General features: G+C 68.1%; 4 protein-coding genes and 1 pseudogene. 4 read left to right on the forward strand and 1 reads right to left on the reverse strand.

Features of this window, described 5'->3' with window-relative positions:
• Nucleotides 1-1,832, reverse strand: a pseudogene (locus LNK82_RS43725) (hypothetical protein); the annotation flags it as partial.
• Between the two features lie 679 nt (nt 1,833-2,511).
• On the opposite strand from LNK82_RS43725, the gene LNK82_RS43730 reads away from it, so the two are divergent.
• From LNK82_RS43730 to LNK82_RS48080, 4 genes are all read left to right on the forward strand, one after another.
• Nucleotides 2,512-7,203 carry a DEAD/DEAH box helicase gene (locus LNK82_RS43730; protein ID WP_230572710.1) on the forward strand — a complete coding sequence of 1,564 codons (4,692 nt, stop codon included), beginning with the start codon at nt 2,512-2,514 and terminating at the stop codon, nt 7,201-7,203.
• 53 nt (nt 7,204-7,256) lie between these two features.
• Nucleotides 7,257-8,441, forward strand: coding sequence for a hypothetical protein (locus LNK82_RS43735; protein ID WP_230572711.1), 1,185 nt, complete (start codon nt 7,257-7,259; stop codon nt 8,439-8,441).
• Nucleotides 8,438-10,888: a hypothetical protein gene (locus LNK82_RS43740; protein WP_230572712.1), complete on the forward strand. Its 2,451-nt coding sequence runs from the start codon at nt 8,438-8,440 to the stop codon at nt 10,886-10,888. The genes LNK82_RS43735 and LNK82_RS43740 overlap by 4 nt, the downstream gene beginning before the upstream one ends.
• 69 nt (nt 10,889-10,957) lie before the next feature.
• A complete protein-coding gene (locus LNK82_RS48080; RefSeq protein WP_230572713.1) occupies nt 10,958-16,867 on the forward strand; it encodes an AAA family ATPase in 5,910 nt (1,969 codons plus the stop codon).
• Nucleotides 16,868-16,898: the final 31 nt, after the last annotated feature.

The raw sequence follows: 16,898 nt of genomic DNA on the forward strand, positions 1-16,898 counted from the left end.
ACCGCCAACTCGTCGAGCGGGGCGCCGTTGTCCTCGCACGCCTGCCGAAGCCCTTCGGCCACGACCGCCGTGTAGTCGGCCAGGAACAGGCTCGTCTCGGGCAGGCCCGCAGCCAACGTCCAGAGCACGTCGACATCACCGATCTCACCCGCGACCTCGCCCATCACCGCGGTGAAGCGCACCGGGTCCGCCAGCCCCGCGGCCACCCTGGCGCCCAGGGCGAGCAGCGGACCGGGGTCGGTGGCGAGCAGCCGGGCGAGCGGGATAGCGACGTCGGCGTGCCGGGCCACCGCCCGGCCCAGCACGGTCAACGCCCGCTCCCGCTGACGTGCGTCCGCGACGGCCATCGGGCCCGTAAGCACGTCCGGTCGCGTGCGGAGTACGTCCGCCACGTGGTCCTCGCCCAGCCGGTCCGGCCGCAGCGCTCCTAGTGCGGTCTGACCGGGGTAGACATCGCGGAACCAGGCAAGGTAGCGGTCGAGCACGTCTTGGAGTTGGCCGCGCAGGGTGGACGTCGCACCGAGCACCGCCGCCGCCCGGTCCTGGTCGTCGGCACCGAAAGCGGTGGCAGTGGCCACCAGCGCGCCCAGCCGCGCCGCATGCGGATCCGGCAGGTCGAATCCCGGTAGTGTGCGGCGCCAGAACCGCCGCTCGTGGTGCAACACCCGGGCCAGCGGATCACCAAGGGGACCAGCACTGTCGTCACGGTCGAGCAGTGCGGCGAGAGCGGCCGCGTGCAGGTCCAGCGCGCAACCGTAGCGATCGTCGTCGAAGTTGTCGGGAACCACGACGCCAGCCGTCGTCGTGCCCAACTCGCGCGCGAACGCGGCCAGCGCGCGGACGAACTCGGTCGGGCGGTCGACCGGACGCGGCAGGATGGGGGGAAGCGGCACCTCGACGTCTCCGGCCAACAGGTCTGCCACCGCGTCGTCCTCGTGCTCGCGCGCCTCGTCGAGCCAGTCGCCCGCCGATCGGCTCACCAGCAGGACGCGTGCGGGGTGGAGGCGGTCCGGCACCAAGGCGGCCAGCAGCTGCACCACATCGTCGATCCGGCCCTCGGCGTAGTCCACCACCAGCAGCAAAGGAATCGCGGCCTGGCAGGCAACCGCCACCTCGTCCGCCGAGAGTTCCGGTGCCAGCGGTCCCGCTACCCATCCCGCGGTCCGCCGTTGTGCCACGAGCTCCGCGGCGAGCCGGGTCTTGCCCTGACCGCCCGGACCGGTCAACACGCGGACGGACACGGCAGCGGGCCCTTCCAGCCAAGACCGTAGCTCCGCCAGCACCGCGTCGCGGTGCCGGAACTCGACGACGCCGCGCTCGGCACGCAGCAGTCCGCTGGGAGCACGCACCGGCCCCAACGCGGACGAGGGCTCGATCAGGCGGGTTGCCATCGAGGCCGGCACCAGCTCCGCCGGCACGCCGGCCCCAGGCGGTTCTCGCCGCGCACCACCGACACGCGCGTCGACCGACCATCCCGACACCGACGGCTCGGGAGGCACCGGCAGCGACCCTCGGCGACCACGCACTTCGTACGCCTGGACCTCGGCGTGGTAGCGGGTCCACCGATCGAGGTCCTCGCTCGTGCCAGAGCACTTCTCGATGATCTCCAGTGCACGGCGGAGCCGCCCCGGCGTCGCCCTCCAACCCCGGGAATGGTTGAGCGCGTTGGTCACGACGTTCGGCTGAACACCCATCCGCGCCGCCAAGGCGGTCCGGGTGATGGCGGCGACCTCGTCAGGCCACCTGCGCAGGGCCGTCAGGTAGGAGACGGCGGGTTCGTCGCCGAGCACCGGGTTGGGGCGCCTACCGGGTGCGGCGCCAGCCTCAGCCATTCCGACTCCGGCGACTCCACCTGACCGGGAAACTCACCGAACCTCCGAAGTACAGGTCACTTCCAGCTTCTGCCCGGTGGATCAACGGTCCACTGAACCCATCCGGTTCAACGTGAGCCGGTTCAACGTGAGCCGACCATCGGGCAGGAGCGCGGCGGACGATGAAAAGGGCTACTGCGGGCAGCCCAAGAACATCCGTCCCGAGGTGCTTGGATGCCGGTCATCATAGCCGGTTCGAGGCGGACCGGTCGGCGAGACACCGAACAGGAATGCCTTTAGCGCAATCGCGTCGAAGTCGAGGCCCAAATGGGCCATTCGGGTGGTCTTTACAGACCACCTTCGACAGAAGGTAACGACCTGCAGAGGGTTCACGATCATTCGCACACACCCGGTTCCACCGTAGGTGTACCCCAGTTCTACTGGGTAACGGCGCTTTGAGAAGGCAGGCGGCTATGAGTTGCGCGGTCGCGATCCATGCGTTCTATCGCGGCCGCCCCGTTCGTTGAGTCACCTACCAGTTACCCGCTGTAAATGTGAACGAAGGGCTGGCTGAACCCACTTGGCGACGCGCTTGACGGGACTGCTCCGCAAGGCGGGACTCGTGCGAGGAAGGCTGGAAGACGTTTGCGGCGTTCTCACCAAGGCGCACCTCCCCTCGGCCCCCAAGGCAGCTCGGGCGATGCTGCGCCGAGCCAGCGAAGCTGGTGAGCTACTCGTGGAGCCAGATGGCAGTTTCACCCTGCTGGGAGTCTCTGGAGCCGCACACAAGCCACAGACCCCTACCGCGGCCTCGACCGTAAGCACGAGCGCTGAGCCCGGCTACCGAGCGCAGACGCCTCGCGGGCACGAGAACGCCGCTGTGCGCGTTGTCGTGGTCGATCTGGAGACCTCCGTCCGCGCCAAGATCGATGACGGCGGAGCGCTGACGCGACAGATCTGGCAGATCGGCGCGGTGAAGACCGGCGACGATGTCGACTGGGTGGCAGAAAGTCGAAGTTTCGAGAGGTTCTTGAAGCTGTCCGACGGCCATGAGGTGCCGCCCCACCGCCGGGCGCGGCACGCCGTCAAGGTGATCCCAGCCGAAGACGCGCTGTCCCAATTCGCGCAGTGGGCAGAAGGCGCTGACGTCCTGGTCGCCTACAACGGCGAACAGCTCGACTTTCCTGTTCTGGACGAGGCGTTCGCCTCGACGAACCTCAAGCCGCTCGACGCGGCGCGCGTGGATGGCCTGTACCTGGCGAACTGCCTGTGGCCCACTGCGCGCAGCTACCAGTTGACCCAGCTCGCCGACGCGATCGGGATCGAACGCCGCGGCGTGGCCCACGACGCGCTGGACGACGCGGCTCTGCTCGCCGACCTGCTGGCCGCCTGCGCTCGTGAGGTCGTGGAACTCGACCCACGATTGCTGGACCTGCTTCTGCTGATCGGCAAGGACAGCCCGACGTGGCGACTCATCTTCGCGCTCCTCCCCGCCCCACCGAGGACCGGCGCGCGCCCTGGCGTAGCCGAGATCAGTGAGCTGCTGAACATCCTGCTCGCAGAACAACGCCCCCGCCGTGGAGCTGTGCGGAGGCCACTCGCGCTGCCCGCCGAGCTGATCGACCACCAGCACGGCCTCACCCCTTCGGTATTGGCCCAAGTGCTGCACGAGCGCCGGATGGAACCCCGCCCCGCGCAGGAACAGGTCGCCCAGGCCATCACGGACGCCGCGCATGCGGGCCGTCCGGTTCTCGTGGAAGCACCCACCGGCACGGGCAAGAGCCTCTCGGCGTTGGCCGCGGCCCTCAACTGGCTCGCGACCGATCCGGAGCACCGCGCAATCATCTCCACCCACACCAAGCAGTTGCAGAGTCAGCTTGCGAACGAGCTGGCCAAGCTGGCGAAGAAGATCGGAGGTCTCCTGGAGACCACCGACGTGGTCAAGGGCTCGAGCAACCGGCTGAGCCTGCGCGGACTGGTCCATACCCTCGCCGACGCGGCCAGTACCGATACGGAAGGCGCCGGGCAGCCTGTTCGCTTCGCCGAGTTCACCCGCTTCCGCGAACTGCTCGTCTTCGTCCTTCTCCGCCTCGTCCACCCGGAACGCAGCAAGACCTACCGCTGGGCGGCGCACAGCATCGATCCCGTCGACCTCCCGGCGTTCTTCCAGGTCTACTGCGGCTCACTCCTGCCGGTGTGGGCTGCCAGCCTCAGCCAGTCCGCTCACGGCGAGTGGCGCGACCCGAAGAACACACCACTCGCCGCGCACACCGACGAGGTGTGGGAAGCCTTGTCCGCGCACCGGCTCGTCATCGCCAACCATGCGCTCCTGCTGACGCACTGGGAGGAGCTGGCATCACGCGCCGACGCCACGCTGCTCATCGCGGACGAGGCGCACGCGCTGGAGAACGCTGCGACGGACGCACTGTCCGCCGAGCTGACCGCCGACGAAGTCGACGACGTACTCGCCTCCCTCAAACACCTCCTCGTCGACCTGCACCAGCCCCAGCTCACCGCACCGACCGAAACCGAGCTGGCGGAGCTGTCCCAGTGGTGGAGGGAGGGGCGGCTGCGCCGGACCCTGTCCCGGATCATGGACACCCGAGCCGGGCAGTCGCAGATCGGCAGTCGCACGCTCACCCTGGCCAGTCCCCACACCGGTGAGAGGGCGGCACGCGACGCACGTGTCGTGGGGCGGATCATGGGTGAGTTCGTCGGCCAATCCGGACGGGTGCTCGCCCGCCTCGGTGACCTGGTCGACGTGGCCAGGACCGTGGTCGACGTCTTCGACCTCCAGAGGATCTCCGCCGCCCTCCAGCGGTTGTCCTCACTGCGTGGCAACGCAGAACAGCTCCAAGACACGTTGCTCGGGCTGCTCCCCGCCGACGTCGTCCACCACCGGGAACCCCAGGAGTCCCCCAGTGGCTCCGACGCCCCGGACGCGGGCTTGGACGAAGCCGAGGACAGCGCAACCGACGAGGTCGACGCGGTGCAGCTGACCATCGTCGGTCTGCCTGGGGTCGAGGCGTCGCCGGTGGTTCCGGACCGCGTCGTCTTCGCAGCGGAGACCGGCCAGCTCGATCGTCGCGGCCTCGCCTACTACCGGGTCCGCGTCGCCGCCAGTCCGATCGAGCTGCCGAACGACCCGACGTGGCAGAGCTTCCTGTCGTCGTTCAAGCGGATGGCGCTGCTCTCGGCAACCTTGACGGTCGCGACACCGGGAGCGGACCGGTGGGCCTACACCCGTGCCCGACTCGGACTGCCCGACGCGGACGTCCTGGAATTGGCCGGTCCATTCGACTACCGGACCCAGGCCCGTCTGGTGGCGCTGTCCGACTTCCCCTCCTGGGCGGAGCAACCGCGACAGGCCATGCGCACGGTCGCGCACCAGATAGCGGGCTTCACCAGGGAGGTGACCAGGCTCGCGGACGACGGGGAACAACACGTGGGAAGCGCCGGACCGTGGATGCACGGCGCGATGGTGCTGACAACGAGCCGCAACGCCGCAGGCGGTATTGCGGACGAGCTGGGCCTGCTGCACGCCGAGGACGGCCGTCTGGTGCCCGTGCACAACCAGGTCGTTCTCGGCACAGCGCGCGCCGTCGCCGAGTTCACCGGCGACGAGCCGCACCACGGCGGCGTGCTGGTCGGAACCCGCGGTCTGTGGACCGGCGTTGACGTGAGCGAGCCAGGGCGCAACAACCTGGTGTGGATCAACAAGCTGCCCTTCCCCGTCTTCACCGACCCCGTGATCGCCGCCCGGCGCGAATCGGTGCGCAGGGCCGCCGAGGAGCAAGAACTCGACGATCCGGACCAGCACGCGAACGCGACCTACTACCTGCCGCTGGCCGCGCTCGACCTCCGCCAGGCGGTCGGACGGTTGATCCGCAACCACCTCGGGCGAGGAGTCGTGGTCATCAGCGACCGCAAGCTGGCCGGAGACCTGCCACTGCGCAGGCTCTACCGGCAGGTCTTCCTCGGCAGCCTGGACGAAGGGCTGCTCCTACCCGACCCCGACACCGGGGAGCCCACCGGGGGCAACGTGGTCACGATGCGACAGGCATGGGCGCGGATCTGGCCGTTCCTGGCCGAGGTAGGTGTCCTCCCCCGGAACCGGGTCGCGGAGCTGACCACCACCCGTGCCCTGGACGAGCACACGCTCCTGCCCGCCACGCTCGCGATCCGCGCCTTGGAGCTGACCGAGGAGGAAGTCTCCGCACACCGGCTCGCGGGCACGCTCGAAGCCGAGGTCGTCCGCCGCTGCGAGCGGGTGGCGAGCTTGCTCGCCGGTGAGCCCCGCACGCTCAAAGAACAGCAGCGCGATGTCATCAGGGCCGTCGCCGCTGGTCGTGACAGCCTCGCCCTCCTGCCAACCGGGTACGGCAAGAGCTACTGTTACCAACTGCCTGCACTCGTGCTCCCCGGCGTCACGGTCGTGGTCAGTCCACTGATTAGCCTGATGCACGACCAGGCGCTCGGTCTGAACCACACCATCGGCGGTGCGGTCCGCGCGCTGGTGGCGAGCCTCCCCGAGTCGGTCAGCCGGACCGGTCGCACCGAGGTGGTGGAAGCGCTCAGCGGCGACACCCGACACGGGATCAAGATCGTCTACGTGAGTCCCGAACGGCTCGCGCAGGCCAGGTTCAGGCAGGCGCTCCAACGAGGGGTCAGCTCAGGTGCCCTCCGCCGGGTCGCCATCGACGAGGCACACACCTACGTGCAGTGGGGCGAGGACTTCAGGCCCAGCTTCCGGCGCGCAGGTGCCCTCCTGCGGGAGCTGCGTGCCATGGCCGGACCTGGAGAACTCGTTCTCCAGGCCCTCACCGCCACCGCCACGCCGACCATCGAGGACACGCTGCGCGAGGAGGTCCTAATCGGTCTGGTTCCCGGTGCCGACCGCGCGGCCGTCGGTTCTCCCGCGGACCTCGTGGTGGTGCGGGCGAACCCGATCCGCCCGGAGCTGACCTTGGGCCGTCGCGCGATCAGGAACGGCTCCAGTCGATCGATGGCGGCGCTCGCCGAGCAGATCATCGACGCCGAGAGCGGCCACACCATCGTCTACTGCCTGACCGTCCGGCAGACCGATTGGCTCCACGCACACTTGCGCGACCACCTGGACGGTCGCCCCGTTCTGCTGCGCAAGTTCCACGGCAGGCTCGCCGAGATCGACAAAGCCGCGGTCAGCCTCGAGTTCAAGGAGGCGGGCAGGGTCCAGGACGGCGCTGCGCGGATGGTCGTAGTGGCCACGTCCGCCTTCGGGCTCGGCGTCGACCGGGACGACGTGCGCACCGTGTTCTGCGCCAGCCCGCCCACCGACCTCGCCGCGCTCTACCAGCAACTCGGACGTGGTGGTCGCGACGTGGCGGGGAGGAACCGGGCCAACTGGAGGTGACCACGCACGCCCTAGCGTACGCCACCAGTCGAACTTTGGGGACCGCCGAGTGGATGGCTCAGCTCGACCTCGACCCCGCGCTGTTGAGACGCTTCGGCATCACCGTGCTGCGCATCGCGAGGACGGGACGCCTGGACGTGCGGTCGGTGGTGCGGCACCTGCTGGAGCAGGACGTCGACAGAGGCGTGCTCTCCCCCGCTCAAGCTCGGGAAACGCGTTTGATCCAGGAGTGGACGGTTGGTCTCACCCGAGCGGTCGCCGCTCTCGCGGACCTGGGAGTGGTTCTCGACGGAGGTGACGTCCCCGCGATCGTCTCGGTGCGGCCGGGGACCAGACTTCCGGAGGAAGGGTTGGCACAAGCCGTCGTGAACGCGGTCATGCGCATGCCCCTGCGCGAGAGCGACGTGTCCCAGGCAGCCGCTCCCCTGGAGGCGCTACGCGGCTATCTCCTGGCTGATCACGCCTGCGCCCACAACGGGATCGCCGAGGCGGTTCCGGGGCTTGCGGAGTTGTGGTTGATGTTGTGCGACTTGCACGACAGCGCAGCTCTGGACGTCTCGCAGCGCCCCAACGACAGGATGCTCATCGCGGTCCGATTGGCGGAGCGCACCCTGGTGAACGAGGCCGAACCGGTGCTGCCCGCCGCGTACGCGGCCAGGGTGCAGGGGAAGATCGCGCGAGCACGAGCCGAAGCCGACCACCTGCACAGGTTCTTCGGACGGGAGCGCACGTGCCTGAACGTTCGCCTGGCCCAGTACTTCAACGTCGAGGTGCCCGATGGGTGCTGCGCGACTGACCGGGTCCGCTGCTCGGTGTGCGCAGGCGCCGAAGGCGGCCCGGGCACCGTGGAGGGAACGCCGCTGAACGCGTTGGTCCACGGGAGCACCCGTCCCGCTCCGGTCGACAGCGCGACGAGGGCGGCGCGGCTGGACGCGAGTGTGGCAAGGCTGTTGGCCGCGGCGTTCAGAGGGCTGACCCCGCGCCGGATCACATCAGTCCTCACGGGTAAGGACCGCGAGTGGGTGGCACGTCTCTCCACCTACCGACCGCTGCCGCGGTGGCTCCGAGAGGTGCCCCAGTTCGGCGCGCACCCCGACGTGACCGCACGCGAGGTGGACCTGGCGATCGACAGGTTGGTGGCGGCGGGGACCGCCGTGCGCGAGCAGCAGTTGGCCAGGACGACCACCAATTCCACCCGAGGTGCTCGTAGTGGGCAGAGCAGGAGGGGAAGAGCATGACGACCACGTCGGTGCCGCGCACCGGAGTTCTTCCGCTGGACCTCCTCACCGGCGATCTCGACTCGTTCCCGGATACCGTCCTCTTCCTGCGCGAACTGGCGAGAGCGCGACGCCTCCCCCTGAGCGTCCCGCTCGCTTTCAACGCCTTGGCCTTCGGTTACGACCTCGACAGCGGGCGGTACAGCCCCGAACTGCTCGATCTGGAGACGCTCCCGGTCGTCGCGGTGAACGCGGTGGTCGACCCACTGCCCGCCGGCTCCTTGGCACGCCTCGCGACCGGCGGTAAGCCGCAGCTGTGCGAGGTCGTGTTCCGGCACGGTGAGCACCCGGCACTCAGCATAAGCGGTACCTGTCCCCCGTGGCTGTCCGGAGCTCCCGCCGGCGCAGAGAATCCTGCGCTGTCCACTTCGCGGAGCGACGGAGAGGGCGGTGTGGTGCTCACCGAGCGACTGGTGGTCGACGCCACGGCCCTCGGCACAGGAGAACCCAGCAATCTGCGCAGACTCCTCGGAAAGACGCTGACCAACGAAGGGCACCTCGTCGTGCGCGTCTCATACGCCAACGACGAGCAGGCCGAGCTCGATGACACGAGGCTCTACGTCTCCCACCTCCTTCGGCAGCGGACAGCAGAAGTGCGCGAGGCGTTGCGCGAACTGGGTCCGGTCGACGACGCGCAAGAACTGGCGAAGACCCTGCACTCCGTTTTCGACGTGCTGACGGCTTTGCTGGACGCGACCTGCATGCGCCGCTGGCGCGAGACGTACCTGCACCCGGAGGTCTACGAGCGCTGGTTGGCAGGTGAGGAGGACACCCGCGGTGTCGATCCTGCCGATGTAGAACGCTTCTCCCGCGCCATCGCACGCGCTTGCCTGCCTGCCCGTGAACGCCGGTTCGGCCTTCCGGTTGCCCGACCTGCTTACCTCGCCATCGGTCCTGCTCTTCGCGCCGACATCCCTGATCCCGAGGATTCGCACTTGCCCGCCGACGCGCTGCGGGGACCGCGCTACGCGACCACCCTGGTCTGCGCCCAGCTCCACCTGGTCGAATACCTGACGCAGGAACACGGGGGTGCCATGGCCATCGGCGGCACCGCTGTCCACGTCCGTTTGGACGACGCCTGGCAGGGCGGTGGAGTCTGGCGTGGGGCGGTCGCTGAATCCGTTGCGGAGGAACTGCTGGAGGAGGTCGACTTGCCACTGGCACTCGGATGGCTGGAAACCACCGGTCACGTCGAGGACGAGCGCGGCGAAGAGGGCGTACCGGTATCTGCCGACGAGCCTGCTCGCGGTGGAAGTCCGATGGAAAGCGAAGCGCAGCAACCAGAAGCCCTCATCGTTGGCGACAGCACGCCCGAGGAAGTCCATGCTGTGGAACAGATCGAAGAGGAGCACGAATACGCTGACGGGGTCGCGGTGCGCGATCACCACGTGGACGACACGACGCTGTGCTGGAAGTTCGTCCTCGGTCCCAGGCATCTGGAGGCCGGTACCCTGCCGCTCACGCCGAAGGTCGCGGAAGCCATGCGTTCCGAACTCCCCGTTGACGCCAACCTCCAACTGGACGTCAGCCATCCCGGGACGGAGCTCGACCCGAGGCAGCGTCGTCAGCGAACGCGCTTGGACGGTGCCAAGCTCCATGGCATCTCGTGGCCCGACGGCATGTTCTCCGGCATTCGCCTGACGGCTTCTTGGTGCACGGACAGCTTCCAGGTGAGGGTGACCAGCACGGCTTTGGACGAGCCGGTGGACGTCGAGGGCATCCCCATCGACTACCTGTTCGACTCGGTTGTGCTGCTGCGCTACCTGATCGACCCGGCCGACGAGGAAACCGGGGAGGGCGTGCTCACCATGTCCTTGGTGCGACAGCTCTTCCGGACGTTCGGCCTGCGCGTCGGCCCCGGCAAGCCGGAACTCTTCATCCCTCTGACGACATTCGTGGAGAAGGTGTTGTCGGAGAACCGCGTGGACGGTTCGGGACCTCCGTCCCCCCTCGATGTGTGCGACGCGTTGGAAGAGTTCATCACCGACCAAGGGGCGGTACGCCTGAACTGGGGTGTACTGCTGCACCAGGACGATGTCCAGGGTGACTGGTTGACACCGAGGAAGACGGACCAGGCGGACGCGGAGTGGAAAGCGGAGTCCTGTGCTCGCGGGAAACCCGCGTCGAGCGACCTCGCACTCGTGCTCGGCCTGCACCCCACGCCTGCCAATCGTCCGAGCCGGGCGCCAACAGCCGACAGCGGTGTCTCGTCGTCTGGGGAGGATTTCCTGCGCCGTGGCCACCTGCGTTCGGTACCGATGGGGCAGCAGCCACAGCAGCGGGAACTCGCGGTCCTCTACGCACGGAAGATGGGACTGGACCCCACGACCCTGTCCCCTCGGATCACCTTCGTGAGGGAGTCCTCCGGGAAGCGCAAGCACCGTGGAAGAACGTCCGAAGTCTGCTGATCCTGACCGGCGTCCACCAGCAACAACCTGTCGAGTGCGGTGCACGGGCATCGCGTGAGGAGTTCCACCGTGTCCGGTGAAGAGCGGAGCGACCGTCTGATCAAGGCTGTCCGGCTCAGAGGCGTCGATGTGGATTCCGCAGCGTCGGATGAGACCATTGTCCAAGCGGTGCGCGCACTCGCGGAAGCGGTCATGCCGGACGTGCTGGAGCAGTGCGACCGGCTGCTCCACGAGGTGGACGACGACACCTGGAAGACGCTGCTGGTCGACCTGCCGATCACCGAGCAGCGCCGCCTGTTCAAAAGCCTCGGACTTCCCGGCGACAGCAAGCGCAGACCGACGCTCCAGCAGCAGGCCCACTTCGCCGTGAAGCTCCGGGGTGGGCTGAACACGTCAAAGGACCTCGCGGGACGAGTCGCGCACGACCTCACCCGACCCGTACGGGACCTACTGCTCGAGTCGGCGAGCAAGGGGACCGGGTGGCTGGGGAAAGACGGGATGACCTCGTTGGTTCGCGCCCTCGCCGTCGCCCTGTGCCCGCAACCCGAGTCCCCGTTCTTGGCCGTCTCGCTGACCTGGTTGGAGGAGCACGACGCAGCCGCGCTCGACCTCTTGCTCGTCAAAGACATCTCGCGTGCTGCAATCCGAGAGTTCTGGGAAGCCGTAGCAGGCGGTCCCGAGGAAGCGGATGGCGCACCCGCCCAACTCGCGGAGGCCGCTCACCAGGCCGTGGAACGGGCAGTCGTGACCTGCCGCAGCGTCCTCAGCGGGTCGGAACGCGGACTGGCTCCTACCGAGTCCGACTTGGCCGAGCTCACAGCCGTCAGGCACAAGTTGCTTGAGGTGGCGTCCGCGCTGGAGGAACGGTCCGCTCACGAGGTCGAGCCCGCGCTCGACTCCATCGACGCGGCCGTGCAGCGGATAACCCGATCCTCGGACGAGGCGACTGTGATCCGGATGCTGCTGGGCGCGGAAGTTCCTGGCGGTGCGGCCAAGGCGTTGGAGGTCGTGCTGGGTCTGGTCAACGGTGTGCTCGACCGTTGGCCACCCGCCACGGCGCAAGACCGAGCCGATGCTGAGCTTCTGACTGCGGTCGTTCGCCTTGCACTCGACGCTGCAGGGGACGACGGTGACGACTCGGAGGTCGAGGTCCGCTACGAGCAGCTCAGGGATACAGCGCCCAAGGAGATCCTGCCTCTGCTGACGGCCGCAGTGCGGGGCCGGGTCGTCATTCCCCCTGAAGCGGACGCGACCGCTGCAGTTGGCGCGGCAGCACCGACGCCGGCCGAGGACGCGCCAAGCGCGCAGGAGGAGGTTGTCGCTCCCGCCATACCAGAGTCGTCACCGAAACCCAGGTCGTCGGTGCTGGAGGAACCTCTAGCACCGAGCACCACGTTGCCTGCCAAGGCTGTCAAGGGCCGTGCGGTGAGGTCTACGCAGCCCCCCGTTCCACCCCCTGTGGCGGAACCGCAGGGTCACGAGCGTCCGGCAACCACCTCCGCCGATTGCCTCGATCCCAACGTCGTCGCGAAAGCGGTGGCCTGGTTCGACCACGGGCAGTTCGCCCTGGCGCACCACCTCCTCCAGCCGCACGACCCGGCCTTGGCCGAAGCCGCAGGACTGGCCGCGCTGGCCTTCTCGGTGATCGGTCCTGGGGATGCCCACGAACCGGAACTCGACGAGTTTTTGAGGACCGTGAAGGCCAGCCTGCTCGTCGAGGGGAACGCGGCGAGGTCACTGACCACCGGGGCTGCGCTCACCGCCGCTGTGATGACGGGGAGCTTCAACGCGGGGAACCTCCTCGTCGACCTGGCCGACCACATGGATGACCGAACCGGCTCGCTCGCCCGTGCCGCAGGCGAATTGGTCCGCAGGGGAATGCTCGCGGGCAGAGGAGTGACTGCCCTGGCGTCGGCGGGAGCAGATGATGAGGTGCTGACCGCCGCCGCGTACGCCCGCGAACGCGCGGGTGCCCAACGGCAGGTGCGCCTTCCCCGAGGCGCCGCCGTCCTGGCGCGCCTACGAGCGCCGGCCGCTCTCCCGACCGAAGAACCGCGCACTCTCGGCGACGTCCTGCTCGCCGCGGCGGATGACCGTCGTGCACACGTCCAAGCCGTCAAGACGGTGTTGGGAAAGCTGAACAAGACGTCCGCCCTCGAACGGCTCATCGACGCCGACGCCAAGGCCCACCGACAGCCTGCCGGAAAGGTGATCTCAGGCGCGGTCCGGCAAGAGATGCTGTCGACCTTGCGGGAGGACGTCGCTGCGGTGGAGCGGTGGGTCGAAGCCCGCGAACGGCACAGCATCTCTAGCGCGAACAATCACGACGAACTCCAGCTCGGTGAACTCAAGGCGACGCTGCTCACCGGGGTCACGGCCGTGGCCGGCCTGATGGCGGGGCACGAGGACAACTCGGAACCACTGGCTGCGGCTGCCGCACGTGCCGCGCGAGCCGCTCTCACCCGACTTGCCGACCTCATCGGCGGGAACGTGGCCGCGTCCGAGGTGGAACGGCTGCCGTTCCCTGTTCTGGACTTCCCGCTCCTCTCGCTGTCCGGCGCCTCCTGGGACAGCACCGCTGGACGGATCATCTCCCCTGGGCGCACCTCCCTGGAACGGGCCACCGAACTCCTGGACGTCCCTGACACCGGCTGCGACCTGGTGGCCATCGCTCTGGCGAAAGCCGATGCGGACGACTTCGCGACCGGTGCAGCTTTGGTCGCCCTCGTCCAAGAGCCACAGCGCGGTGCGGCACGTACCAGACTCGCGGAGATCCGGACGGAGCGCGTTACCCGGCTCAAGTCGGACCTGAGGGAAACACGGCGCCAGCTGCTCAGGGCGGGCATCGGCGGTTTCGCCACCACGACTACCGCGGTCCAGGTCCCGATGTCGCTCGACGCGGTGACCGAAGCCCAGCTGGTCGGCGTGGTGGACAGCGCATTGAGCATCCTGGACGAGCCTGACGGCGATGTGCGAACGGCGTCCCAGGCGCTCAGCGCAGTCGAGAGCCGGATCGTCCGGCTGAGGCAGGCGGAGGCACAGCGCTTGCACGAGCGGTTGGATGACCTCGCCGACCGGTGCCCGGAGGAGAAAGCCTTCCAGATTCGCGACCGCATCGCCCGGGGAAGGACAGACCTCGCCGATGACGACCTCGCGCACCTGGAAAGCGGTGACTACTTCTTCCACGAGCGGAAGGAAAGCGGCTTCGAGGCGTTCTACCCCGCAGGTGTCGACGTGCTCGCGGGAGGCATCGACGACGATCTGATCTCAGCCGTGCGCAACGGCTCGGCGCACCCCGCGCTGCCCGTCGAGCCGCTTTCGGAGGCTGTCCGCGATGAGGTCGCGAATGGGCTCCAGGGTTGGGTCCGGTTGCGTGCGGCATTCACAGGCGGGTGGCAGCCAAGCCTGGTACCCGACACCCTCCTGCCCTCACTCCGACTCGTGGGCCTGGACATCCGGGCGGTCAACGTCGACCAGTTGACGGGCACCACCTCCTTCAAGGTGTGGGCCCGAGGGCGGCGCTACCTCGAAGTCGAGGCGTCGATCACGGGTGATTCCCCGGTCCCGGCGCTCGGGTCGATCGCGAAAGGCCGCTACAGGCTCCTGGTGGTCTGGAATGAACCGACCACGAAAGAACTGGACGAGTGGCGCGAAGCGGACCAGTCCTCGCTCCCCCTCATCATCTGCTACCTGGGGACCCTCTCGGCTGAGAGCAGGCTTGAGCTGGCAGCCCTGTGGTGGGACCCGTCCCGCCGTGCCGCCGTGCTGCTCGACGACGCACTGCTCACCTGGATCGCGACCCGCCGGGAGAAGTACGACGCGTTCGTCAGGCTGAGCTTGCCGTTCAGCGCGACGCAGCCGTTCAGGTCGGAGAAGACGGCGGACGTCCCCGCCGAGATGTTCTACGGCAGGGAACAGGAGAAGGGGCGGTTGCTCCAACCGGGTAAGGCTCCTTCGATCATTTACGGCGGGCGCGGCATGGGCAAGAGCGCCCTCATGCACGAGGTCGAGAGCGAAGCAGACGGGAAGACCCTTGTAGTGGTGTGGTTCGAGGTCGACCGCTTGCCGGGGATCGACGAGAACCCGGACCTCGTGTGGGCCGAACTCGCCCAGCGCCTGACCGACAAGGGCGTCGGCAAGAGCCTCGGCTCCCAGCAGGGAAACCTGAAGGACGCGGTTCCCCGCTCGATCCAGCGCTGGTTGGACGAGAGGTCGAACAGGCGGCTGCTGATCCTGCTCGACGAAGCCGAGGGGTTCGTCGACGGGGACGCACCGAAGTTCTCCAACGTAAGCAGGCTGCTCGACCTCAAGACCAGAACGAAGTCCCGCTGCCAGGTCGTCTTCGCCGGTCTCCACTCCGTCCAGCACTACTCGGTGGGCAACAGCCCGCTCAGCCCCACCGGCCACTTGAGGATCGGGCCGCTGGGATCGCAGCCCGCCTACGACCTGGTTACCCAACCCCTCGCCGCCCTCGGCTACCGGCTGGATGTGGACGACGCACAGCAGATCCTGCTCCACTGCAGCTACCAGCCTTACTTGATCCAACTGGTCGCGGAGAAACTGCTCAACCGCCAGTTCGCGTCGCGGGGCAACTCACGGGTCGCGCTCGCACCCCCACCTTGGCGGATCACCACGTCCCAGGTCGTCGATGTGCTTTCGGACGCGGAGACGCGGCGTGAACTGCGCAGGGCGCTGAAGCTGACCCTGGATCTGGACGTGCGGACGAAGGTGATCACCAACGTGCTCGCACTGCACGCCTACGAGTACGGGCAGGAAGCGCGGATGCCCGATCCCCATCTGTTCACCAGGTGCCGTGAGGCGTGGCCGCGTGGTTTCGAGAAGACCGATTTCGACGCCTTCCGCCAACTGCTCGACGAACTGGCGGGGCTGGGCATCCTCGCGGACGCAAGTGTCGACCACGATCGCCGGGGAATTCGCAACGAGACCGTTCTGCGTGCTTTGGGCACGAGAGATGAACTGGCGCAAAGCCTAGAATTGCTGCCGAGGTCCGCGCTGCCCGTGCGGCAGGCCAGGGAACTGCACCGGCCCGTGCGTGCGACCGGCGACCGCCGCCGCCCGCTGGTCAACGCCCAGCTCGCTCAACTCCTCCGCAAGGGCAACATCGCGAAGGTGGTGGTCGGCAGTGAGGCGACCTGGATCGACCAGGTGGTGCCTACGCTTCACGAGCTCCAGTCCCAGCTCGTCAACGTGGATCTCATCGACATGAAGACCCTGAAGGAGTTCAAGACGAAGCTCGAAACCGGCTCCGACGGTAACCACCGCTCGCTGGTCATCGGAGACCTGCGCCCGCATACCGCGGTGGACACGTGTCTGCGCGCATACGGGTACGCGGTAGGCGGTCAGGCGGGGATCGGAATCCCCCAGTCCCGGGGCGCGTCCCGCGCAGCAGTGCTCGTCGCGGGTCTGCCCAACCTGGAGTGGCTGCGCGAACTGGCGGCCTCACCGGAGGCGGAGAACCACGTCATGTCGCTGCAGCGGTACGACCCCTACACTTTGCCTCTTCACTGGCGTGGTGACGGGGTTCTGGAGCGGCTCGCGGACGACGAGTACGTCGACCAGGTGCTCGGACTCACCGACGGCTGGCCGCTGCTGGTGGAGCTGATCGCTTCCGAGGTCATGGCGAGTGGGGAAAACCCCGACCGTGCCGTGGTCACCGCACTGGATGGACTCCGCGAAGCGCAGTCGGATCCCTCGTGGTGCAGAAGCTTCCTGGAGCAGACGGGCGCCGGGCTCGGCTGGTGGGACGAAGCGAAGCAGCTGACCGACGTCCTCGTCGAGTACGACGGGCCGTGCGCGCCGAAGGATCTCTCGGAGCTGACGGGACGCGGACCGTCCGAGGTGGAGGTGTTCAGGCGGGTGGCTGGCTGGTTCGGGTTGTTGTCCTCCACGCCCGAGGGAGACCTGCTGCTCTCACCCTTGGTTACCAGGTGCTTCAGGGTTCTTGGCACAACCGAATGAGGAAACCGAATGAGGAAGGTTTGACGAGTAC

This window comes from Saccharothrix luteola, assembly GCF_020859565.1.
Lineage (GTDB): Bacteria > Actinomycetota > Actinomycetes > Mycobacteriales > Pseudonocardiaceae > Actinosynnema > Actinosynnema luteola.

Excerpts from the sequence above, each read along its gene's own strand:
- LNK82_RS43730 (WP_230572710.1), top strand. The coding sequence starts at position 2,512 with ATGCTGCGCCGAGCCAGCGAAGCTGGTGAGCTACTCGTGGAGCCAGAT.
- LNK82_RS43740 (WP_230572712.1), top strand. The coding sequence starts at position 8,438 with ATGACGACCACGTCGGTGCCGCGCACCGGAGTTCTTCCGCTGGACCTC.
- LNK82_RS43735 (WP_230572711.1), top strand. The coding sequence starts at position 7,257 with ATGGCTCAGCTCGACCTCGACCCCGCGCTGTTGAGACGCTTCGGCATC.